The organism is Pseudoalteromonas sp. MEBiC 03485 (assembly GCF_004195145.1).
Taxonomy (GTDB): Bacteria; Pseudomonadota; Gammaproteobacteria; order Enterobacterales; family Alteromonadaceae; genus Pseudoalteromonas; species Pseudoalteromonas apostichopi.
This window is the reverse complement of record NZ_SGBT01000001.1, coordinates 2,186,346-2,209,267: the sequence shown is the minus strand read 5'-3', so window position 1 is coordinate 2,209,267 and position 22,922 is coordinate 2,186,346. Positions and strand designations below refer to the sequence as shown.

Genomic DNA, 22,922 nt, shown 5'->3' with positions numbered 1-22,922 from the left:
ACATAATGCTCTCCAATAAAAAAGGGGCCGTAAAGCCCCTTGTTGTTTATTCAAAATACGCTTTACGCGCCATGATAAAGTTAAGACCCAATTGCTTAAACTCAGCTTCATTTCCAAGTGTGACAACTTGAACTCCTTGAGCCGTTTCAGCATTGAAGTTGACCGGAAAGAACGCCTCAGCTTCCCCAAACTCGGTGGCTAATTCAAGCGCACTTTTGAGTGCTGACAAGCCATTTTGGTTTGACTCATTGAGTGACACAAACACGCCTTTGTATTCAATACCTTTGAGTTTATTTATTTGCTTTTGGTACGGTTCGAGTACTTCATCAACGGTTCTTACTGCAGGGCGAACAGGTGCAACGGGTAACGGCTTAGGCTCAACCTCAGTAACACTGCCATCTTCATTGGCTACTGGCTCGGGCAAGTTCGCGTTGTAATGCTCAACTTTGTTACGCTCGGCTAAATAGTCAACGTACTCTTTGGCCCACACGTACTGTTCATGCTTTGATTGCAGTTCAGCAAACGTGGTTAGGTTATCAATTTTGCCCTTGGCTATTAGCCCAGGTATGTCTTTAAGGCCCACAGGCCCTTGTATCAGACTTGGTAAACCTTGCTCGTCAACGACAGGATTTTGCTCGGCGTCGAGTTCGATAAACTCTAAAATTGGTGTAAGTATGTTTGTCATATTAAACCCATCCTAATGGTTCTACGCAGCATGCCATGCCGACTAAATTAGTATGGCCATTCTCGTCTAGCATTGTGGTTTGGTTATCTACGATGTGAATTTTGCCGTCATCACCCCAATCACCGGCTGTGGCATCGTATGTAAGTTCAGCGTAAGCATAATTGATAAAGCCTTGTTGGTTTTTAGCTACGTTGTAGTTAAGGGCTTTAAACGCAGGGCCTTCATTTTCAGGCGCATTAAAATCTTTTGGTAATACGTGAGTTGGAGAACCACGGTTTGTGCTAGTCCATGCTCCAAGCTTCCCTTCATATAGGCTGTAGGATTCCAGTTTGACCGTTTGAAAGAATTTATTAGTACCTGCACCAATAGAAGTGTTTATTTCCCCTGTTAAAGAATAACCTAAATGCCTTCCTGTCCATTCACGCCAACCTTGCGAATAGAAAACATTTCCAATATCGCCACCATAAATAGCTAAGTTACTTACTGACTGTGTCATATTGGCTTTTGTTTTATACTGCCAAATCTCAACACGCCCAATTGCTGGAGCATCGTTCACTGATGATGCGTTAGTTACTGGGTCAATTGCAATACCAGTAGTAGACCAAGTTAACCCGTTATCATTTGTGTATGCCCTGTTTAAAGATGTAACTTCAGTCGGTTTACTTAATTTCATTGATGACCAAAGTGCAGAACCGTCAGGAATAAAGCTATTCCAACTCCCAACCCAACCATTTTTTAAATCGTCACAAAGCATAATTTTGGCAGGATCACCTATGACTTCGGTATGGGTGTACTCACCAGCAACAGATACGTTATGCTTAACATCTATCAAGATAGATAGACTTGAACTGTCTTGCCCTGAATCACTAGAAACTATTGGAAAAGAACCAATTTCATCAAGCACTGTAAGTGAATACACATTAGTCACTAAAACCCCTGTCACTTTAAGTACCAAACTATTAACCCCATCTGTAACAGCAAAGACCCTTCCGTATTTTAGAGATTCAGCGAAAACAGGGGTATTAGTATTTAGAGCGATATTAACACCCGTAGCACTTACCCCTGCACCATCATAAGTACGCAACTGCCACCCATTACTAACTGTATTTCCGCCAACGTTACCTGCGTAAAATTTAGTAATACTTAAGGCTTCTCTACCACGATACTCCCCAGATTTAATCTTTAAATCTTCTTTTGCAAAGTCCTTGGCTGTTAATTTATGAGCTGAATAGCGCATATCACGACATACACCACCTTGGCCGCTTGCGTAAATGGCATCGTAGTAACGCCCATCAGGACGACCAGATTCTTGCTCGATAGCTCCTGTGTTTACTCTGGTATTTTCAAATACAGAAAGCTGGTCTGTTATTTCAGAACCAGTATATTCGTACCAAAACTGATAATTAGAACCATCCGACGTTAATTTTGCTGAGCCAAAACGGTTATGGCTTGGATGGTAAGCACCTTGATTTAATCTTTCAATAGTGCCACAAACTAAGAAATAACATTCACCATTCACCGCATTTGTTACATTTTTTTGAGAACCACGGGTTGCTCTGTAAGCACCTACATCTGTATGCATACTGTAGCTATGCGCTGCGGGTATGTAGTAATTGTTCAGTGTTGCGTCAGGCACTATATCTAAAATGCCCTGATTTGGAATTATTTTTAGAGGGGTAATACTAAAAACTAGCCCACTGCTTTTCGAACTGTCAATGAAAGGCCAATCACCATTACCAGCACCCGCAAAACTACGTCCGCGAACACACCACTGATAAAACTTACCTGTAGCATCATCGAAGTAGATATTGTTTTCAGGGTCACTCGCTATAGCTATACGCTGTGCTTCTGTTGCTGTTTGCCAGTTAACACCTTTACCTCCGCTTGTTGTATCCCCTTCATACCAAGCAAAATAAGTAACAGCTCTGACATTATCGCTAACAGTTGGTACACCATTAATTTCTGTAGCTAATGATTGAGGCAGTCCTTTTTTATATACGAATGGATCGTTATCATTGATTTCACGTAAGAACGCTTCAAAGCCCCACATATCTACCCGATCAGTTACAACTTTATTAGTAGCTGTTTCTGCTGCAAATGCCAATGCAGATGTTGCGTGTGTTGTAGAGATACCTGTTGCACTGTCATAAGTACGGGTGCCATCTTCAGCGGGAGGGAGTTTAATTTTAGTATCAACTATACTAAGCTCTTTAAGCTCAGTAATTACACCAGCAATAACAATTGCGGCAAAATCATTTTCACTTTCCCCACTACCACCGTCTCTCCCCAATCTGAGTGCGTCTGGTTGTGTAGTGATAGTCCATAACCCTTCATTAATACTTACACTGGTGTTTGAGCTAAGGTAATGCTTACCAAAATGCACAAATCCACTGGCAGCATACTTTTCTTCATTCGCTGCTCGCATAGCTTCAAACTCAACCTTTCGCATAGCCCATGGGTTGGGATGATACGCATTCATCTGCGCTTGGTTGTCGGCTTCAATCTGCTTGAGGGTTTTGACCGTGGTGGTGGTACCGTCTGACTTTTTAAATGTCACCGTTCCTAGGTTGTTTTGATAATCCTGCAGGGCTTGCTGATTATCGTTAACAAGAATATTGGCATCTTGAAGTGCTTTAACCGCAGCACGAAATTCACCACTTGTCGGAATAACAATAGCCGGTTGATTGCTTTGGGTTGTTAATTCCCACGCTTTAGTAAGTTGAATAAACTTTTGGCCTTGGCCATTTTTATAAGCTTGTTTTATTTCAACCAGCGGAAAACTGCCTATTTGTAAAAAATCGCCGGCTTTGATGTTCTCGATACTTTCGGCGCTATTTACATCAACAACATCTTGGCCGTTTAGTATGCTGACTGACTCTGCAGTAAATGCCATTTGTGTATACCTCTTTGTTTAGCCGCGCAGATAAATCACGGCAACTTGTTTAATTTGGGTTGGTGAATCAAAACTAACGGGGTGCCTAGCTTGTGCGATGGTGTAGGGCTTTTCGTGGTCTTGCTCTGGCTGCTTCATGCCTTTGCCACGCATTGAGCTTGAGCAAATGTAATCACCAGTTTCAAGGTTACCGCCTTCACCACACACGTTCATGACGCCTTCGCCTAATGCGTTCATAACTGCTAGGTCATGGGTTTGTTTATAATCTTGGTATCGCTGAAACCCTCTAAAACCTTTTAATGCGGCTGGGATTGAGCTTGTTTCTGTAGAGTGCTTTTTGACGAATACGCCGCGCACACTACGCTGTTTAGCTTGAGTTGAGGGTACGGCGGTACAAATGGCATTCGATACGTCTGCTATATTGACAAGCTCTAAATCACAAACAATATCGCCAGGTGCTAACTCAATTGATTTTTCAATAAGTGCATCGTGTGATCCTGTGAATGGGCCGTACCCCCCCGTGACAGCATAAAAGGCGTAATACCGGCCTTCACCCCGCGCCCCTTGCGATGTACCACGAAGATTCGCGCCATGCTCCCAATCACCACGCGTTGAGAATTGACTTGTAACTAAACCTGCTTGTAAAAAAGAGGTACCATTCCCTGATATAGCTGCTGTTAAGGCCCCGTTAGTCCTAAAGCGTAAACCGCCATATTCATAAGTGAGGGTGACATTATTGCCCGCATCAAATAGAACCCTACCAGCTGCAAACGCCATGCTGTTGGGTGTTATATCTAGGCCTGTAACTTTACCGTTTACGTCTATTTGTAAGGCCGCACGCGCATACAGTTGCCCTAAATCATTGGCATGCGATTGCAGTGTTAAGTTGGCACTGGCTTGTTGTTGCTCTGTGGTTTGAACGCGGTTTTTGAGCTGCGAAATTGACGATGCCGCGCCATCCGCAGTGGTTTTTACTTCTGATACACGTTGCGAAAGCGCTGATTGCCCCGACTCTAGATCCTCTGCAGTTTGCACCAGCGCGTTAATAGACGTCGCGTTGCCATTTGTTTTAGCTTCAACATGATTAATACGCTGTGTTTGCGCCGTGAACGCATCATCAACATTCACACTGTAGGAGTTTATAGCCTGTGATATGGCTTCGTTTGTATTTGCTGCTGTGTAATAGTTATTATTTAATGTTGAATACACACCGTTAATGTTGGATTGCAATTGTTCCTTAGCACTTGCTATGGCACTGTTTGTTTGAGCTGATGTGTAATAGCTAACATTTAAAGTGGAATAAACCCCGTTAATGCTGGCTTGCAATTGCTGCTTAGCGCTCGCTATGGCATTGTTTGTTTGAGCTAAGGTGTAATAATCGTTTGAAAGCGAGCTGCTAACTGTACCAATTGAAGACTCAAGCTGCTCAAAGCGCGAGGCTGAAGCCTCAGCTTCACTTGCGCGTGCTTGTTCAATCGTTTCTATCTTGCTGTTACTTTCACCTAAGTTAGTTTCGAGGGATTGAAAACGCGTGGCTGTTGCTTCAGCTTCAGTAGTGCGGGCTTGTTCAATTGTTTCTATCTTGCTGTTACTTTCACCTAAGTTGGCTTCAATCTTTTCGGCGCGAGTTGCAACGGCTTCAAATTCATCAGCAACAAACTTTTCGTATTCTGTGAGTTTTGCTTGATTGTCTTTAAACTGTGCCTGTACTTCTCGCTGATTTATGACTTGGGCTTGGTATTGGTTTGATACGACTTTATTGACAGACTGAATGGCTGCAAAACTCTGCTCATACACTGCTACAAGCTGCTTAGATTGCTCTGATAAGCTTTGAATGTCATCAACTTGGGCTTTTAGCTGCTCTTGTGCATACGCAACTTGTACGCCTACTTCTGCCAGTTCGTTGTTTTTAATTAGCGCGTTGTATGCTTCTAATACATCATTTATAGACGCGTCTTTTAGGTCTAAATCTATCCCTTGAATTTGTGCTATTTGACTATCAATAATACCTGCTTGGGCATCTAAGCGCTGGTTTACTAGGCTAAACTTTTCGTCGGTACCATCCGGCTTTGCATTAAAGCTAACAATCTGTTGCTCAATGTAAGCTTCTGCACCATCTATGAATAGTTGTGCATTATTGGCTTTGGTGAGTATGTCGTTATCTGTAAATTCTTGCAGTGTTGCTGTAATGCTGTATGTGGTGTTAAACGTATCAATAATGGTGTTAACATCACTTTCTTTTTGATACCCGTTAGCTAATACCCATGCCGTACTTGCGTATTGCGCCATGATACCCGTTCGGGCATTAATGTCGGTTTCAAGGGTCGTGGTACGTGCAACAATGTCTTGAAGTGCCAAGTCGTTTGCACCACGTTTACCAACTTCAATCGAGTCAATATCACATGCGCCTAAATCAAATTTCAGGCTTGTCACTTCGCCCGTGTAACCCGCAAGGCCCAATGCATTAACTTGCAAGGTTTCCCAGCTATCTGTGCCAGGTGCGGGTAGTTTTAATGTAATGCTGTCATTAATAATGACGTTACCGCGCCACGTTGCACCGTCATGCAAGCGTACACGAACCCTAAACATCGGGTTGTCATCAGCTATATAGCTAATAGCAGGGCTCGTAACTGCATTAATAGCAACGATAAAGCCTTCTGCATTGTGACTTGATACGCCAGTGAACCCTTCATCTGAGCTATTAAACTGCCAGCTGTATGCGGGGGTGAGCGCCTGAATAGCTCCCGCTATTTCTGATTGCACCTCGGTGTACGTTGCACGGCTATTAATTTGCCCAGCTTGTAGCGCAAGGGTTGATTCTGCTTTTGTTAAACGCGTGGCTGTTTGGGTCACTTGCTGAGTAGATAGCTCAACTAGTGCATTTACAGCGTCAATTTTTGTGTATGCTTCTTGTAGTGCTTCACCCGTTGCTTCATACGCTTTATTAACGATAACGCCCGATTCTGGGTCAATATACGCCACGGCATCGACTAAGCGCTCTGATTGCTCTGTGCGCTGCTCATAGGTTGTACGCCAGTTAAGATAATCAACTGTCATATCAAACACGACTTTTTCAAAGTCTGTTCGTTCGGCTATCTTGGCATCAAGTGTATTTAAGTTGTAATTAAAGCCAAGCTCAACAGTCGTTATGTCGTCGCGAATGTCATCTAGGTTTTGCTCGATGTTATCTTTAATGTCATCAAGTTGGTCGTCAATATTGTTGTCGCTGTTTTCACGTAAGCGGTCAACCAACTCGTTCATTTCATTTAGGTAGTCTTGGGCTTCTTGGTCTAGCTTTGAGAGGGGTAGTTCAGTTATATATTGCTCTAAATTTACCTCGGTGGTTGTTGCAGACACAGTTACCCAAGGGCTCACACCTGCAATGTTTTTTGTGCGTACTTGAATTTGATACTCTGATTCAGGCTCTAAGCCGGTATAAGTAACGCTATGGCCAGTTTGGCTCGATGGATTGGCAAGCGGGCTATCTACTAAACCAAAAAACTGCCACTCAAACGTTGTACCTAAACTTGCTGCCATAACACGCGCTTTAAGCACTAGCGTGTTATACGTTGCTGAATCCACATTAACAATAGGTGTGCTTGGTGTGAATACATCAAACGCCAACGTGCTATAGGCACTTGTGTAACCCATATTCGAGCGAGCGCGAACATCTATTTCGTAGCTGCCTGCATCTAAGTCGGTAATGGTGTACTCTGGCTGTGGTGTAACTGTACGCTTAATGAGCGTATTGTTACGGTAAATTTCCACATCAAAGATCGTGTAAGCAGATACCCAGCTCAGTTTTACCTTGCCATCATCCAGCGCGGTGGCCACAAGCTCAGAAGGGGCAACGACATTACGCGGGGGTGGTAAGTTTGAATCAGGAATAGGCGGGCGAACCACACCACTTAACCAATTATAAATGTACGGTTGATGCTCTTTAAATGTGAGCTTGTAATCGCCATTGTCTTGCAAGGTGCTTTTTATTAAGCGAAATGGTTTTTCATCCCAACCAAGCTTTTTAAGGTTGATTGGTACGATATCGCCCACGGTAAACTGCAGGGCAATTGGGCCCGCTGTGACTGTAAAATTAAGCGACTCTCGGCTTAGCATTGCAATTACACGGGCCATTTGGCGGGCTTCATAGTAATTGGTGCAACCTGATACTTTAAAGCGCTGCTCTAATACCACACCGTTATCTTCATCAAGCCATTGCTGCTCTAACGCGCTGCCAGGTTCGGGATAAATAGCGTCCTGCTCTGAAAAAAGCGCTTCTTTGTCGATGTATTCAACAATAACGCGATTATAACGTTTATTTTTGCCGCCACTGCTGTACTGGATCTTTGATTTAAAGTCGCGCTCGCTTAGCCCTTCTGGCGTGACAGGATCATCCTGCTCAATGATTAAGTGCAGTTGGCCATTGATAATTGGCATTATGCCGCGCATGGTTTTACCAAGCAGCTCGACGTTATCAAGAATACTTTGCGCGGTATCGATCACTTGGTTACATGTAAACAGCTTTTGTGTTTCGCTTGCACCTTGATATTGCGGCACTAAGGTGTTGCACACGGCTGCTGCGTCTTTAAATGACTGCAGGTAAATTTCGCTACTTGCTAGCTCTTTACCGTAAATAGAGGCGGTTAAATAGTCATGTAAAATGTAGGCTGGGTTTTCGCTATATTGCACTGAACCGGTATGCAAGTTTTTAACTTTTTTACCACGAATAATGGCCGTAAGATCGGGGATTCCAGTAAACGGTGCATCATCGGCAATACTCCACTCAAGGCGAATATATGAGCAAGCAAGACCTTGTAGCTTATGGTTTTTACTTAGCGCATCCCAACCGGCTTCTTTTAAATATGGGTCGCTGTAATTGCCCATACCGTTTGTAAAATGCACTGCATTGGCCCAGCGCCCCTCGCCTTTAGCGTCAAACTTTGGGTCTAAAATTGAAATTTTGTTAAGCCAAAGATCCTCGATGCCATCGATGCCGCCCTCACACCAGACAACAATCAGGTGCAGCAAGTCGTTTTTAACATCGTCGTTATCATCTGGGTTGGTTGTGTTCATAAACACAATGGTGCCGCCAACTTCACGGGTACCATATACAACTTTAACATGATCATCTGAGCTGGCTTTCGTTACATTGGTACCTTGGCCACTGCGATCGGGCTCTGGGTTTAACCAGTTTAAGATAAGCTTTGTTGTAAAGTGTCTTAATTTAGAGAATAAGCTCATTCGTGATCCTGAGTCGGTGTTGTACCACGCCCGCCACGGCCTGATGATGTAACTGCAGGGCTGTTGCCCTCTCTACCCCAAGGGATATCGGTAATAACTGTGCCGGAAAATTCCATTCCCATATCGTTTGGGTAATAGAGTTGCTGCGATTTGTGGGTTGCTTTACGGCCTCTTGCCGCTTCGAAGTCGGCCCAAATAGACGCCGATTTAAGGGCGATACTTGCCGTTTTTTCTGATTCTTCGCCGCCCTTCTCTGCGATAAGCCCTTTATAAATAACTTGGGTAAACGCTATTTTTCCCGCATTGTTAAGCCATGCTTTTTCGACGGTGACAGGGGTGTTTAGCCATTTTTCAGAAAAAAAAAGCGCCGAAATGGCGCTATCAATTGCATTTAAGTTGATGGGTACCTCGCCCACTTTAGGACTCCCCTGTTGCTCGGTTCGTATGCCATCATCTGACCAAAAGCCACTCACGAACGTGGCGCCATTATGTTTTAAGCTGGCGCCACTGTTTGTTGCTCTAAATGGCGTGGAAAAATGCACAGTAAGCAGCAAAGCGGTTGTGTGCGGGCCTCTTAATAGCTGTTTAAGTTCGGGGCTTAGGCTAATCATTTATGTATTCCTCAAACTCAATTTTTATGGGTACTTCTCGTTCTGAGTCTGCGCGGTGCTGTATGTCTTGGTCATCACTTTTAAGCTCAAGGCTAAAATGCACATCGCCACCCGATAACATCGACGTACCTGTGGGTACATCTACACGCAGATTAGGAGTGAAAGACACCGTTCCTTGCCCTAGCCCATTACTGTTTAAAGTTGCCGTGACCATGTACGCTTTTGTATGGTTGGCAAACTGAATGTAATCACCTGGCTTTAACGCGGCCGTTACGCTACCTGTCAGTGCATAGAGCGGTGCTGCTGTATCACCTTGCGTGATATTTTCTCTTACTAAGGCGTTTTCTGCACCGGCACCAAGCATAGGTAGCGGATTTCGCATGGTGCAAATACCAAAGCGACCACCCATTGAGCAAACAAACGCATAAAGCGCCATGGCTCTTTCGTAATTAAGTTTTGGGGTGGTCATATCAAAGCCCCAGCGATGCCGGTAGCCAATACGGTTTTTATGGCTAATGCCGCCCTGTGTCTGAGCTGTTTGCGTGCTGTCTAAGCTGCGAATACGCAATTTTTGCGGCAATATAAATTGCTCTGGGAACGTTGCCATTGAACAACCTTAATTTTATTAATGTGGAATATCGATAACGTCTTGGAGCTTTTGAGCAATGCGGTTTATGTTGTTGTCAAACCACTCTGTCATTGCGTCATTAGTGTTGTTTTCAATGAAAAACTGCGGGGAAATATGCACTTCGCGGGCACCATTGCCCTGATCATCATTGCCACTTCTGTTTGCAATGATTTCGTACATTCTATCCAGTTTATCAACGCTTTCGTTTGTATAAACACGTTCGCCCTTGTCGAGTAACCAAGTTCCTTCTCTTGGCACGGCATCAATACCTTCATGCGCCATACCAGCCATTCCAGCCGAAATACCACCAATTGCTAGCGCCATAGGTTCTGCTACAGCCAAGGCTGCGGCCATAGCTCCAGGTGCCATAAATGCACCGACCATAGGAATGGCAGCTGTTGATGCAAAAGCATTCAAACCAGCAGTTAAAGCCATAGCTTGAGCGCTTGTTGTCATTGTAGTAGCCGCACTTGTAGCACTTGCTTTGTTTAAAACCTTTTCAGTTGCCCATAAAGCCAAACGTTTTGCACCCATTTCAGCTAAAGCAGCAATAGTTGAACTTAATACACTTTTGGTGATATCGCGCATTGAGTCTGCAAAGCTCTGTTGTGTCATTACGGCATTAGCAACAGATTCACCTATACCAGCTGTAAAACGATCAAAAGTATTACCCCACATCGTGTCATAGTTCTCAGTGCTTAAATTAACTTGCTCCTGGAGCTGTGTAAGAAAGTCTTCATGCTGTTCAAGCTGAGCGTCTTGTTGTTCTTTTTTAATTTCTGTAATCCGTTGCTCATGCAGCGCAAACGCTTGCTCTCTAGCCGCGTTATACTCATTTTCGATTTCAGCCGTAACCAGATTTTTCTCTCGCAAAATATCGAACTCACGCTGCATATCGCCTAGTTTTCTCTCAAAGCGTTTGTTTTCAAGTTCAACCTCTTTGCCATCAGCTTCTAACTGAGCATCAAATATTTGTTGGTACTGGTTGCGTGCTGCTTCTATTAACTTCTGGGCTTTTTCATCAACTGCTGCAGGGTCGTTTTTAAGAAGTAAATCACTTAAATCCTTTTTATCTGGATTATTAACCTGATCTTGAGCAGCAGCTTCAAACTTATCCTGCACATCTGCTATCCAAGCATTTATTTTCTCTGATGGCATAGGCTCCAACGCCAAGTCGCTCAACTCTTTCGCTAGGCTAGCTGTAGTGGCAGAAAAAGAATCTCCAAATTCTTCTAATTGCTTAAGTCCAGAAGACTCCATATCTAAGGCTTCTAAAACAGGATTGATTGCCCTAGCTACATCAGCAAACCTTTGAACTGCTACGTTAGCTAGTTCTGCTACCCCTTGGCGTAATAATAAAAATATAACTTGTAAGCCTCGGCCCATATCAGCCAAAAAGCCAATACCTGAAGCTACTTTTGTGACGACTTGCTGCGCTATAGAGCCAAAACCACCGGCTTCTTTGGCTGATTCGGTCCACATATCAGAGATAGCGCCAATAATAGGCGCTGTTTCAATGGCTAGCGTTTGCCCAAAGCTATGTGTGGTTTTTTGTGCTTTATCAAATGCATCATTCGCCATTTCAACTTTAGCTGCATCGATGCGATCAAATGTCATGCCTAAGTCTTCAGCTTCCTGCATCATGGCATTGATGCCTTCAGCACCGGCGTCCATCACGTTGATCATCTTAACGCCTGACTTACCCATTAAGCTCTGTGCGATGTAAACCTTTTGGCTTTGATCTTCAACATCTTTTAGCTTGTCAGCAATAACTTTAAATTGCTCTTCAGGCGCAAAACCTTGCAAGTCTTTAATTGATAGGCCTAAGCCATCAAGTGCATACTTAGCTTCCCCAGTGCCAGTTTGAGCTACCTGCCCTAGCCCCTGCTGCATCCGCTGCAGCGACTTTGTAAGCTCTTCGTTTGTCGCACCATATAGATTAGCTGCGTGTTGTAAACCACCAAGCGCTTGTGTTGTTATCCCTAATCTATCAGCGGTTTTTGCTTGCAAGTCTATAAATTCAGCATTTTTAGCATATATAGAGGCATACGCAGCAACACCAGCAGCACCAAAGCCAACCATTGCTTTTGTGCTTGTCCCCACCAATTTCCGAGTTTTATCAGCCCAAGATTGCGTGTTTTTAGTGGCTTTTTTCAATTCAGCCGACAACTTGCCACTTTTACCGATCAAGTCGATAGTGAGTGTTGCAATTGATGACATAGTTAAGTTCTCTTACGTTGGCGCCAAGGACAGGTATTTAAAAACGCTTCTGTTTCACGTTGCTTTTTATTTTGTTCAATTTTGCGCTGCTCTGAACGGTCAAACGTTAGCCCCATTTTTAACCCTTGATGGACTAATCGAAGTTCAAGTTCTTCTGCCGGCAAACGTGAATGTAATTCGTAGATTGAGCAACCTAAGTTATCTGCTAAATTGCAGAGCGCATGTAACTCAGGCTGCTTTTTTAGTTTTTTTCAATAGTTTCAAGGTTGTCTTGAGATAGATTTGTAAAGAACAAACCTGTTGTGTGGATCATGCCAAGCTGCTCTACATCCATTAGTTTCGGCAGTTTTGCAGCTTCTTTATCATCATACTTTCCATGGAGCATATAGTAGGTATTTCGCTCAGCAAGTTTTTCTAGCTTTTTGGGATCAGCATTTTTATCTGAAAACAGCTCTCTTGCTTTTACTTCATCAATAGCTGGCAATCGATGTAATTCAACCTTTCCAATACCTTTTACGTCAAATACGCGGGTAGACGTAGCAAGTCTTCCCGCCATAATATCTGCAGCTGTAATCATTAAGCACCCGAACTAACTGAAGTAAAGTTAACATTTTGAAGCTTGCCAATGCATGCAAACATTTGCTTGCCTGTCTCTTTGCCTGATTCACCCGAAAAGTAATCTTGTGGAACAAGTACAAACTCAATTACTCGCCCACTGGCGCGGGTAATTTTCATAGTTATGTTGGTACCGGCAATAACTTGATCAGTAAATGCTTTTTGGTCTGCATTACCAGGTATATCACGCATAACTAATTCAAAGTCTTGGTCTTCAGGAAGTGCTTTTTCATAGTATGAACGACGAGTCATACCTATATCTGTGTCATCTTCAAACTGCTTTCCTGAGTTCACTTGTGGGATAACATCAATACCTGGTAAAAACTTATCAACGGCTTCTTCACCCGTTGAACAAAATTGTAATGTTGAACCATGTGAGTCAACGGTATCGGTTGCAAGCTCTGTTGCTGGAGTTGGATCTGGCATTTCACACCTCGTTATTTATGTTGTGGTAATAAAAAATATACTCGTATGACTCACGGTATAGTTTTGAGTCAGTATCAAAATCTGGAATACGGCGCTGTTTAAGTGCTAACTGCACATTCACATGCGTATCGGTAAACCCTTTTTTGTTAAAAGTAACTTCAATTTGCTTTGCTATTGCCTTAGCGTTAGCGGGTAATTTGCTGTAACAATCAAATTGCACAAATGCTTCGCTTTGATTATTTTCCAAGTGAATTTCTATTGGTGTTTCATCATCAATCACAGTCAGAAAGATGTAGTTATCTTTGCTGTTATGATTTTCTGTCAGATGAAAGTTATCCCCAATCAGCGCCATCAAAGCTTGTGATGCTAAAGCTTTTTTTCTTATGCTATTTTCTATCATTTTGCTTTGTTCTTTTTAGCTATGCGGCGTTGTGCCATTTGAATTCGTTTAGCTAAGCGATGATTAATAACCACCACAACTTGATTCGTGCGCTTTTTAAATGAGTTGCGAATAAACGGTTGGGCTTTTTGCCGTGTGGTACCGTACTCAACTTGAACAATGTAAGGCACTTTAAATGCCCCAACTTTTACAAGTGATACCACACCTTTACCAAAGCGCTTTGTTTCTGCACCTGTGCGATTTGTGCTGGCGCGAATTTTAATGCGAGATTTTAAAAAGCCTGGGCGGATTTCTACTTTTTGGCCGCTTTTAGTTTTAACTATGCGGGCAAGTTCAGATTCAGGCGCATTACGTTGCATACCTTGCTGATATTTCACAGCACCATCACGGATAGCGCTTGTCATAATGCCTGTCGCTTTTTTCGCACCTATCTCTTTAGAAATATCCTGTAATGCTTGTTCCATTTGCTTTAAACCCGAGATATCAATTCCTGCATCAAGCATTGGTGATCTCCTTTACAGCAATAATGGTTTGAATATTTTCGAAATCTTGATTTATTGGTTTACCAATAATTTCAAATTGGCGCTGCTTAAATGTGATTTGGTGGGTTGCTTTAATTTTACTGCTATAACGACAGGTGATTGTATGGGTAACCTGCCCCATTAACTGGCCACTTTGCTCTAGTTCTTTAGACGCTCCAGTATGAATGTTCACCCATTTAAAAAATTCATGTGCGAAAGAGTCCGTATTGTAGCCGTCATCTGACTTGGTATTTTTACCAAAGCTTACTTTGCAGTTGTATTTAGCAGCTGGCATGGTTTTCATAATAGCTCTACTGCTAATTCGTTTGCGATTGCTTTAAATGCATTTGGCATGTCATAAAGCTGCACGGGTGCGGTGTCTTCACGGTTTCTAAACCAATCAGCCACTAAAATTAAAATAGCTTGTTTTGCAAGATCGTATTTGTCTTTGTCAATTAACGTATTTGCGTCAATTGCATCATTCACCACAGCTGTATGACCCATGATGCATTCTATTTGTACTGCATCAGCTACTTTAAAACCGACAGCTGGCCAATTCCCGCCTAATTTAGGTGTAATGGTGGCTGTTAAGCCATGTTCTACAACGCGATACTCTGTTGGCTCAAGCGTTACATACTGGCCCAATGTATTTATGTATTTAATTGATGTGATGCTCCTAAGCGGCGCGGTAGGTAAAACAATTTCCTTACAGAATTTAGGCATAGCAAATTGCCATGTTTGTTCTACGAGTAAACGGCCAGTGCGTTGTTCAAACCGTTTTCGCGCTCTCGGTACCAAGGTTTGCAAATAATCATGGTGATCTTCATCTGCATAAGTATGTGCTGCCAATTCTTCTACGGTGAGTGGCTCAATCAAAGGCGCCTGGATTAGCTTTCGGAGCATTTTCATTGTTGTTACTCTTCGCCGTCAGTATTGTCGCCAGTGTCACTTTCTGCGTCTTCACCTGTCGCATTAAGATCAACAGCTTCAACTTTTAGCTCGTTGCTGCAATACTCTACCGCAGATTTGTCACTCGATAACTCACCAACCTTTATAAGGGGTTCAAGTAACTCAGCATCACCTTTTACAAGTGCGTTTGGCTCAAAAGGTTGATCAGCAATCACGCATGCAACCAGTACACGTGCAGTAATTTGTTTTTTAGCTGCCATGGTTAAGTCCTTACTTAAATAAAAAAGCCCCTTTTCAGGGGCAATTGGAGCATCAATTAAGCGGCTGCATTTTGGTAGTACTTAACAGCACCACCTACATCGATGCAGCGGCCACCTGTACGCATAAACGCTAAGAAACCAACTTGGCCTTTGCGGCTATACGCACTGTCTGTGAAACGGAAGAACAGCATTTGTGATACATCACGCACAATGTATTTAGAGAAATCACCAAACAACACAGATTTAGCATTTGCTGCCATAGCAGGGATGTGTTGGTTCGTGGCATATGGCTTGCCCAAAATTGTATTTGGTTCAGCTGACTCAATACCCGGTAACCAAAGTGGGCGGCCTTGACTGTCTTTAAGCTTCTTAACAATTTTGATTGATGAGTCATTCATCATGTAACCGCACTTCATGCTACGGCGATAAGCAGGATCAACGCTGTGTTCCAGATCAATAAGGTCATCAACAGTAATTGTTGCAATTTGGCCTGAACCGCCCACTTTACCTGCAGTGATATCTGCAAGAATACCGTGTGGCTTACCCGTACCATCACCATTAATAAATGCATCTTCAGACGTACGGCCAATACGCTGGCCGATTAAGTTGTTAATGTAACCCTCAAGGTCAAATTGAGTGTCTTGCAACAATTGGAATGGCACTGCAATGACTTTTGAGCTGATCATATGCGTATCAATGTTACGCACACCGAATGAAGTATCTTCGTCATCTGCTGTGGCATTTTCTGCTAACCATTCACCTTGCTCAGCGGTTGCGTTTGCTGTAGGCCAAGGAATTGTAGAACCTGTTTGTGTAGGTACCACAGTCGCCAGTTCACGCATGCCACCATAAGCTTTTAATGCCTGTGAAATACCAGGTGCAATTTCATCAGCAGTGAGGTAACCACCCTCTGAACCTTGGCCAGTGCTCATCGTATTTTTAGGGCTATCAATACGAGCTTGTACTGCAGTGCGTTGTTCTTCATTAAGCGCCGACATACCACCACGTAGCCATGTTGCGTACGCTGCTTTTTCTTGCTGAATTTGGTGCTCAGCTTCATCAGTAGAAATGCCGTTTTGGTCTGCGCGATCTTGAATGGTTTGCTTTGACTTAGCCTGTAAATCGAGCACTTTTTGATGACGGTCAAGCTCACCGTCTAATGCATCGATTTTATTAACCAGATCATCATATTTTTTCTGCTTGTCATCAGTCCAAGCTTCATCTTTTGGATGATCTGTGACTAATTGGTTTAGGGTGACAGCTAAACCTTTGCGCTGCTCCCGCTTATCTTGAATGCTAGGCATAATGTATTCCTCAATTTTAAGTATAAAAAAAGCACCTTTCGGTGCTTTCGATAGTGGTGCCAGCGGAGCTAGCTAGTTGCCAGCAACATGTTGGCAAATCGTTCTAGCCTTTCACGCTGCGGAAATATATTTTCTGGGGCTTTGGGTTCAGGTGCGTTTTGGTACGTTGTTAAATCCCAAGCTTTATTGGTAGTTTTATCTGTGCTTTCATCTTGCATAATGCTATCAACAAAGCCGTGTTCTAAGGCTTCTTCTGCGGTAAACCATGTTTCAGCTTGCATCCAGTTACGAACTTGTTCTTCACCAGCATTTGTGCGTTTTTCGTAGTCATTAACAATGGTGTTATCGACTTTATCAAGCATGTCTGCTGTATCGCGAATTTCTTGTGCATTACCCAAAGCTAGTGTCCATGCGTAATGGATCATATAAAAGCCTGAGTCCGCGATTTCAATTGTATCGCCGGCTAATGCAATGCGTGTTGCAGCGCTTGCGGCAATACCATCAATATGCACATGAATTTTTGCAGGATGCGCTTTTAAACTTGAATAAATAGCTGTCGCTTCAAATACATCACCACCAGGGCTATTAATATAAATATCAATGTCTGTTGCATCAGTAATGCTAAGCAGATCGCGCTTTATCATTTCAGCTGATACGCCCCACCATGCATCTATTACATCGTATATTAGAAATGCAGGTCGGTTTTCATCTGCATTGGCCAGTGGTGACTGCTGCTTGACTTGATAGCCAATTTGTTCACGGTTTTGGCAGTTGTTTTTAACTAACTGCATTAATTTTCGGCTATTTCTCATGGTTAATTGTCCGTTTGTTGATTGTTTGCGGCGATTGGATCGTAAGGAAATGCGTAACGGCCACCCAGTTCTGGTAAGTTTTCAAGCTTACGAACTTCATCAATGCTCATCCAGCCAGGACCTTGCGAGCCCCCAATCGCTTGACGGTATGCTTCGTTGCGATCTTTTAAGGTCAAACGCATTAAATTAGCAGCGATAAATTCAGCAAACATGGGCTTTTTCAAAAAGAGTTTGCGGTTTACTTCTTGTTCAAAGCGATTGAGGTGGGGTCCTAGCGTAAAACGCAAGAACGATAAGCCAATCTCACCAATGCCACTGCCCCAGGATGTTGTCTTTTGTTCTTGATTTACCATAAAGCTAGGCAAACCAAACGCACGTGCAATATCTGTAATTTGAAATTCACGCGACTCAAGCAGCTGAGAATCTTTGGCTGACACACTCAGTTGCTTTACATCTGTACTGTTATCAAGAACCAGTGGAAACTTAGAGTTTTCGATACCGCCATAAGCTTTAACCCACGCGTTTCTGAATGACTCTTTTTGTGTTTCATCCCACTTCCCTTGTTTAACAACTGCAACGCGTTGAGTTGAACCTGATTTGAAAAACTCACCACTGTGTTGCTCCATGGCAAGCTCAAGGCCAATGCTATTAAATGCCCCCCACTGAATAACTGACATAGATTTAAGACCATTAAAACCAAAGCCAGGAAAATGCAAAATATCGTCCTGATCAAAGCCTCGGGGATTATCATCAAGTGTGAAAAAGTAATTTAAACGCCCATTGTTATTAACTACATTCATACCTACAGGGCTGATTGGTAATATTTCTTCTACATCACCGTTTCTATCTCTCAGTAAGACAGCAAACCCATCACCGTGAAGCAGCATGCTCGATACGATAAACTCCCAAAATGCAGCTGCACTCCACGCTGGTGTTGGCTGTAAGTTAAATAAGTTAGCTAAACTATGGTTTGGGACTCTTTGTTTATCGTTCTTTTCACTTTGTTCAAAGATATGAACGGGCATCTGAGCAATAGCGCCGGCAATTAATCGCACACAAGCAAAAACGATGGATACTTTCATGGATGTTTTTGGTGTAACAGCTGGGCCTGCAAATGAAGGCATTACCCCAAATAGATCAGCCAAGGAATTAATATCTTGTACTGATATGTCGTTTTGCTCAGCAGTATTGCTTACTTGTGTCGTGCTTTTGCTGCTTGAACGACTTAAAAAAGGGATTTTAAACATTAGAATTCCAAAAACTCTTGGTTAGAACCATCATCTTCTTCAGGCTGCCATGAGCCTATAAAGGCGAGTAACATAGCAACCGCGGTATCAATCTTATTGTCTTTATGCTCTTTGACTGGACGAATATATTTGCCGTCCATGGTTTCTTTCGCGATTACGTTTCCTAAACACCAGGCAAGAACAGGATCACCATTGTGGTGAATGCGGCCCTGCCTGAGTAAAGTTTCAAACTCACGCATAGCCGGTGAAAAATTGGTGTAGTTTTGCGCGACTTTTATTGGCTCAATGCCAGTGTTGTTTTGGACACGCTGTGCGATAGGCGCTGCGCCTGCTGGGTCGTAAAACAAGCCTGTAATCTGATAATTTTCGTTATCAGTTTCAATCGCTCGTTCGACTTCATCGTAATCAATGCTTGTTCCATCGCACTCTAAGAGGTCACCTTGATCAACCCAGTCTCGGTAAATATCAATTTCGCTTGCTTTCGCTGCAGTGACATAGGTTTTAGCAAACAAGTAGTAGTGAAGTTTGCCATCAATTGTGCGGGTAAAGCAGGTTACATCGGCTGTTAAATCATCCGATTCAGATAAATCGACGCCTTTTGTTCCCTCATCTCCCAAGAACTCATCCATGGTAATAGAGTGATCGGCAGCTGCTTTCCAATCTTCCATATTAAGCCAGCTTTCTTTTGCACCCACCCATAAATTTAAGTGTTTTGTTTTAAATGCATTTTGCTTACGCGCTGATTGCTTAGCTTTGTTGAGTTGGGTTTTTAAACCATCAACATCAACCGAAATACCATAGTTAGGATTGGCTTTTATTAATGTATTTTCATCTTGCCAATCATCATCTTTATCTGCTGCGTAGATGATACAGAATGTTGTTTCATCAACCCGAGTGCCTTCTAGTATTTCTTGGCATTCTTTCCAATGTTGACCACATGGCCCAAACCAATTAGAACCGGCTGTTGATATTATAAATTCGAGTGGTTGTTCCCTAGCGCCCATCCCTGTGACCATAGTGTCTCGTTGCCTGTCATCAGGGTGTTCGTGGTATTCATCACAGAGGTAACAACTCGGCGAACCACCATCACCAGGATCACCTATCAAACGTTCAAACTTACCGCCGTCTGCAGTGCTCGATATTTGTTGGGCTAGTAATTCAACTTTAAATTGCCGACGATAAGCAGGTTGCCTCGTAGCCATTTTATGGGCTGGTTGAAATACCTCATTAGCTTGCTTCTGATTGGTAGCACCACAATAAACTTCAGCGCCTGGCTCATCATCGTTCGACAACATGTACAGCCCAATGGGTGCAATCCACGTTGACTTGCCATTTTTCCTTGGAACATATACCGCTGCAGATCTAAAACGTCTGCGCTTGGTGATGATATGCTTCCAACCAAATACCTGGGCTGTTATCCACTTCTGCCAAGGGCTTAAAGCAATTAAAGCGTCCTGCCCTTTCGCCCTTGCCCACTTTCCCTTTACATGACTAAAAGTTTCAATAAACCTTATGGCTTTAAGTGCAGCCTCTACATCAAAGTAATATGGAAAATCTTTTGTGCCAGCTCGTTCTAAATCTCGGCTTTCACGCTCAACAGCTAATTTTTCATAACGATTTGCAAGGCGTTTACCGCTTATAACATCGTTAGCGTAACGCTCTATATCAGCAAGGTGGTCATGCTGAAACGTTGGGTAGTTTTTCCGCATCTAATACAAGTCATCAAACAGACCAGGTTGTAAATTGTTAAACCTTTGGTCCGTTGCTGGACTACCACCAATCTGATTAATTAAGCTGTTTAGCTTTCGCCAATCATCGTTGTACTGAGCCACTTCAGGACGATTCTTATGCTGTGCGCCATTGCGGCCAACTGTTGTATAGGTCCAACCAACATTTTCTTGGTCTAAGAACGCTTTTGTTTCTTCCATGCGAGCGATAACAACACAGTACTCTCTAAAGAACCGTGTGAAGTGCGGTTTAAAACGATTAATTTTCACATAAGCCGGAACATCCATTTCCCACACTTTTTGTTCAGGTTTTGACATACCACGCGGACGCGATTGGATCGCGATTTTTTTCGCTTCCTTATCGCTCATTTCCGCTTTTTCTTCGGTACCAGGAAACTGAACGACCTTATCGTCATTCTTTTCTGCTACTGATGGGTATCTACCTGACATAAACTAGCTAACTCTCTATAAAGTGGGCTTTTTCATTTCATTTATAGCCCGCATAAAAATCTCATTAGGGCGGCGGTGAACGGAGCACCCCTCTAGACTTTTGATGCCCCCGGGTGAGTGCTGTGTCTTGACTCACTTGCCGTCTTTTCTGTATCGCATGACTGGCAAATGGTCTGTAGGTTTTCTATTTTGTCATCGCCGCCTTGAGTCAAAGGAACGATATGATCACATACACCATGGTAAGGGCCATGAAGCTCAACGGATGTAAGTACACCTTTGCTCTTACATATCTGGCAAAGGAAGTTATCACGATGAAATATATATTCTCTTGTTCGTTGCCACACACGGCCACCCCGACCTGATTGTTTGTTACCATCACGCTTACGACCAAAAGGCTTGCGGTGTGGGCAAGGCTCGTTATGATGCACCTTGCGACACTTACTACACCAGCTACCAGGCTTATTAGCCATCAATGTTATCCTCGCATAACAGCTGTGCATGGTCGCTTTGCTGTAGCGCTTCCATTCTTGCGCGATGGAACTCTCTATCATCATCATGCTTACGCGCTTCACGTTCGTCACGCTTATGTTGAAACCACGCATTAACTAAGAATGTTAATGCTGCGAATATAATACCCAGTAATATAGCCCACTCATTCAAGCTAAATATCCCTCCAGCTGCAGTGCCTAAGCTTGCGCTGTAGGTCGTTACACTGACGGCCTTTTGCACAGCTATATCACTTGTTTCTATTCGCATTGTTCCACTCTCGCGCTCTTAATAACTGCTCATTGCAGGTATCAATAAGGGTCTCTAAATACACTGTGTACTGACTGTGAGATGTATTGTCTCCAACAGCTTGAATACTAACCTCACAAGGTTTAATGAACTCGTTAGGCATCTGTACAAACTTATACTCAGTTTGTACGACTGTTTTGATTACAGGCTCTAGCGTTGGCGTACTTGAACACGCTGATAACAGCGCTAGGCACACAGTCATTAGCCCAGTTCTTAGTTGTTTCATTAGTCGATAGCCTTAATGCATCAAGTTGTGAGTTAGTTGTTTGAAGCTTATTTTCGATAGAGGTAAGTTGTTCTTGGTGCTTTGCACGAATTTGTTCTAGTAAAGTGCGCTCTTTTAGCAATCGCTTATTTTGCTTCTCAGCATTCACTAAGTTGTTAGCAAGCATCTCAACCTGATTCTTATAGCTCTGAATAGTGCCGAGTAGCTGTTCGTTACTTTCACGCGCTTCATCAAGCTCAGCGCTAACGCCCAAATATCGAAACACTGATATCGCAAGCATCACTCCCAAGCCTGAAAACAATACTTTGTTTAAACTAAACATCGCTAATCTCGCTTAAGCACAACTGGCGTTCTGCTTCACGGCGCTTAATTAAGCCTGGTAACTTCTGGCCATCAGCGTAAACCCAACGTGGTAACTCATTACACGCTTTCACTCGTTGGTCATTGTTCAAAAGTTTTAATAACGTACTGCTACGAAAGTTCCCAGCACCCACGTTGTAATGAAATGACAAGTAAGCAGCATGTTCGCTTGCTGACATTGATACGCTAACAGCTCTTAGCAGCTGCTTGTTATGTTCGCCTAAGTCTTTAGCAAACAAACTTAAACATTCGTTCTCTGTGTACTTCTTGCCAAGCTCAGCTGTCGCTGTGTGACCAAAGCAAGCGGTAACCACACCAACAGGATCGACATAGCCCGTTCTTACCTCACCTTCAAACTGTGCAATCGTAACGCCTGCAAGCGCAAGTACACCGGTAACACCAGCGGCTAATAGCTTGTTTACTTTCATAAGGGCCTCTAACGAAAAAACCCGCTTAGGCAAAGCCAAAGCGGGTCAACAACAGGAACGTGAGCTAAAAAGCAGAAACAAAAAAGCCCAAGGCGTTAACCTCGGGCTTTATGTTGTAGCTTTGCTAAGCTTACCTGAATCAGTATAGTTTCTGTCTGGACAAAAGC

General features: G+C 43.2%; 22 protein-coding genes. All 22 read right to left on the bottom strand.

Features of this window, described 5'->3' with window-relative positions; all coding sequences use genetic code 11:
• Positions 1 to 46: 46 nt before the first annotated feature.
• A complete protein-coding gene (locus tag EVU92_RS10210) occupies positions 47 to 685 on the bottom strand; it encodes a hypothetical protein (RefSeq protein ID WP_130051141.1) in 639 nt (212 codons plus the stop codon).
• A 1-nt stretch (position 686) separates the two neighbouring features.
• Positions 687 to 3,578 (bottom strand): hypothetical protein, encoded by a 2,892-nt coding sequence (locus tag EVU92_RS10205; RefSeq protein ID WP_130051140.1) that lies wholly within the window; start codon positions 3,576 to 3,578, stop codon positions 687 to 689.
• An 18-nt stretch (positions 3,579 to 3,596) separates the two neighbouring features.
• A complete protein-coding gene (locus tag EVU92_RS10200) occupies positions 3,597 to 8,816 on the bottom strand; it encodes a hypothetical protein (protein ID WP_130051139.1) in 5,220 nt (1,739 codons plus the stop codon).
• The gene (locus EVU92_RS10195; RefSeq protein WP_130051138.1) at positions 8,813 to 9,427 is read right to left on the bottom strand and encodes a hypothetical protein; all 615 of its coding nucleotides are present in this window, start codon (positions 9,425 to 9,427) and stop codon (positions 8,813 to 8,815) included. Before EVU92_RS10195 ends, EVU92_RS10200 begins: the two co-directional genes overlap by 4 nt.
• Positions 9,420 to 10,034, bottom strand: coding sequence for a hypothetical protein (locus EVU92_RS10190; protein WP_130051137.1), 615 nt, complete (start codon positions 10,032 to 10,034; stop codon positions 9,420 to 9,422). Before EVU92_RS10190 ends, EVU92_RS10195 begins: the two co-directional genes overlap by 8 nt.
• A gap of 18 nt (positions 10,035 to 10,052) precedes the next feature.
• Positions 10,053 to 12,275, bottom strand: a complete 2,223-nt coding sequence (locus EVU92_RS10185; RefSeq protein ID WP_130051136.1) for a hypothetical protein — start codon at positions 12,273 to 12,275, stop codon at positions 10,053 to 10,055.
• A gap of 241 nt (positions 12,276 to 12,516) precedes the next feature.
• Positions 12,517 to 12,852: a hypothetical protein gene (locus EVU92_RS10180; protein WP_063528658.1), complete on the bottom strand. Its 336-nt coding sequence runs from the start codon at positions 12,850 to 12,852 to the stop codon at positions 12,517 to 12,519.
• On the bottom strand, positions 12,852 to 13,316 hold the full coding sequence (locus tag EVU92_RS10175) for a hypothetical protein (RefSeq protein ID WP_130051135.1): 465 nt from the start codon (positions 13,314 to 13,316) through the stop codon (positions 12,852 to 12,854). Before EVU92_RS10175 ends, EVU92_RS10180 begins: the two co-directional genes overlap by 1 nt.
• 1 nt (position 13,317) lies before the next feature.
• The gene (locus tag EVU92_RS10170; RefSeq protein WP_130051134.1) at positions 13,318 to 13,716 is read right to left on the bottom strand and encodes a hypothetical protein; all 399 of its coding nucleotides are present in this window, start codon (positions 13,714 to 13,716) and stop codon (positions 13,318 to 13,320) included.
• A complete protein-coding gene (locus EVU92_RS10165) occupies positions 13,713 to 14,219 on the bottom strand; it encodes an HK97-gp10 family putative phage morphogenesis protein (protein WP_130051133.1) in 507 nt (168 codons plus the stop codon). The genes EVU92_RS10170 and EVU92_RS10165 overlap by 4 nt, the downstream gene beginning before the upstream one ends.
• A complete protein-coding gene (locus EVU92_RS10160) occupies positions 14,212 to 14,541 on the bottom strand; it encodes a phage head closure protein (protein WP_130051132.1) in 330 nt (109 codons plus the stop codon). The genes EVU92_RS10165 and EVU92_RS10160 overlap by 8 nt, the downstream gene beginning before the upstream one ends.
• Complete coding sequence (locus tag EVU92_RS10155) at positions 14,538 to 15,146, bottom strand: head-tail connector protein (RefSeq protein WP_130051131.1); 609 nt, start codon at positions 15,144 to 15,146, stop codon at positions 14,538 to 14,540. Before EVU92_RS10155 ends, EVU92_RS10160 begins: the two co-directional genes overlap by 4 nt.
• 5 nt (positions 15,147 to 15,151) lie before the next feature.
• Positions 15,152 to 15,406, bottom strand: coding sequence for a hypothetical protein (locus EVU92_RS10150; protein WP_130051130.1), 255 nt, complete (start codon positions 15,404 to 15,406; stop codon positions 15,152 to 15,154).
• Positions 15,407 to 15,462: 56 nt separating this feature from the next.
• Positions 15,463 to 16,710 carry a phage major capsid protein gene (locus EVU92_RS10145; RefSeq protein WP_130051129.1) on the bottom strand — a complete coding sequence of 416 codons (1,248 nt, stop codon included), beginning with the start codon at positions 16,708 to 16,710 and terminating at the stop codon, positions 15,463 to 15,465.
• Positions 16,711 to 16,778: 68 nt separating this feature from the next.
• On the bottom strand, positions 16,779 to 17,501 hold the full coding sequence (locus EVU92_RS10140) for a head maturation protease, ClpP-related (RefSeq protein ID WP_168990010.1): 723 nt from the start codon (positions 17,499 to 17,501) through the stop codon (positions 16,779 to 16,781).
• A 23-nt stretch (positions 17,502 to 17,524) separates the two neighbouring features.
• Positions 17,525 to 18,769: a phage portal protein gene (locus EVU92_RS10135; protein WP_130051127.1), complete on the bottom strand. Its 1,245-nt coding sequence runs from the start codon at positions 18,767 to 18,769 to the stop codon at positions 17,525 to 17,527.
• A complete protein-coding gene (locus tag EVU92_RS10130; protein WP_130051126.1) occupies positions 18,769 to 20,478 on the bottom strand; it encodes a terminase TerL endonuclease subunit in 1,710 nt (569 codons plus the stop codon). The genes EVU92_RS10135 and EVU92_RS10130 overlap by 1 nt, the downstream gene beginning before the upstream one ends.
• Positions 20,479 to 20,946, bottom strand: a complete 468-nt coding sequence (locus EVU92_RS10125) for a P27 family phage terminase small subunit (protein ID WP_130051125.1) — start codon at positions 20,944 to 20,946, stop codon at positions 20,479 to 20,481.
• A 92-nt stretch (positions 20,947 to 21,038) separates the two neighbouring features.
• Entirely contained in the window at positions 21,039 to 21,416 is a 378-nt protein-coding gene (locus EVU92_RS10120) for an HNH endonuclease (RefSeq protein WP_168990009.1), read from the bottom strand.
• Positions 21,409 to 21,702 (bottom strand): HP1 family phage holin, encoded by a 294-nt coding sequence (locus tag EVU92_RS10115; RefSeq protein ID WP_130051123.1) that lies wholly within the window; start codon positions 21,700 to 21,702, stop codon positions 21,409 to 21,411. Before EVU92_RS10115 ends, EVU92_RS10120 begins: the two co-directional genes overlap by 8 nt.
• A gap of 158 nt (positions 21,703 to 21,860) precedes the next feature.
• Positions 21,861 to 22,289, bottom strand: a complete 429-nt coding sequence (locus tag EVU92_RS10110) for a hypothetical protein (RefSeq protein ID WP_063528034.1) — start codon at positions 22,287 to 22,289, stop codon at positions 21,861 to 21,863.
• Positions 22,282 to 22,755: a lysozyme gene (locus EVU92_RS10105; protein WP_063529818.1), complete on the bottom strand. Its 474-nt coding sequence runs from the start codon at positions 22,753 to 22,755 to the stop codon at positions 22,282 to 22,284. The genes EVU92_RS10110 and EVU92_RS10105 overlap by 8 nt, the downstream gene beginning before the upstream one ends.
• Between the last annotated feature and the right edge of the window lie 167 nt (positions 22,756 to 22,922).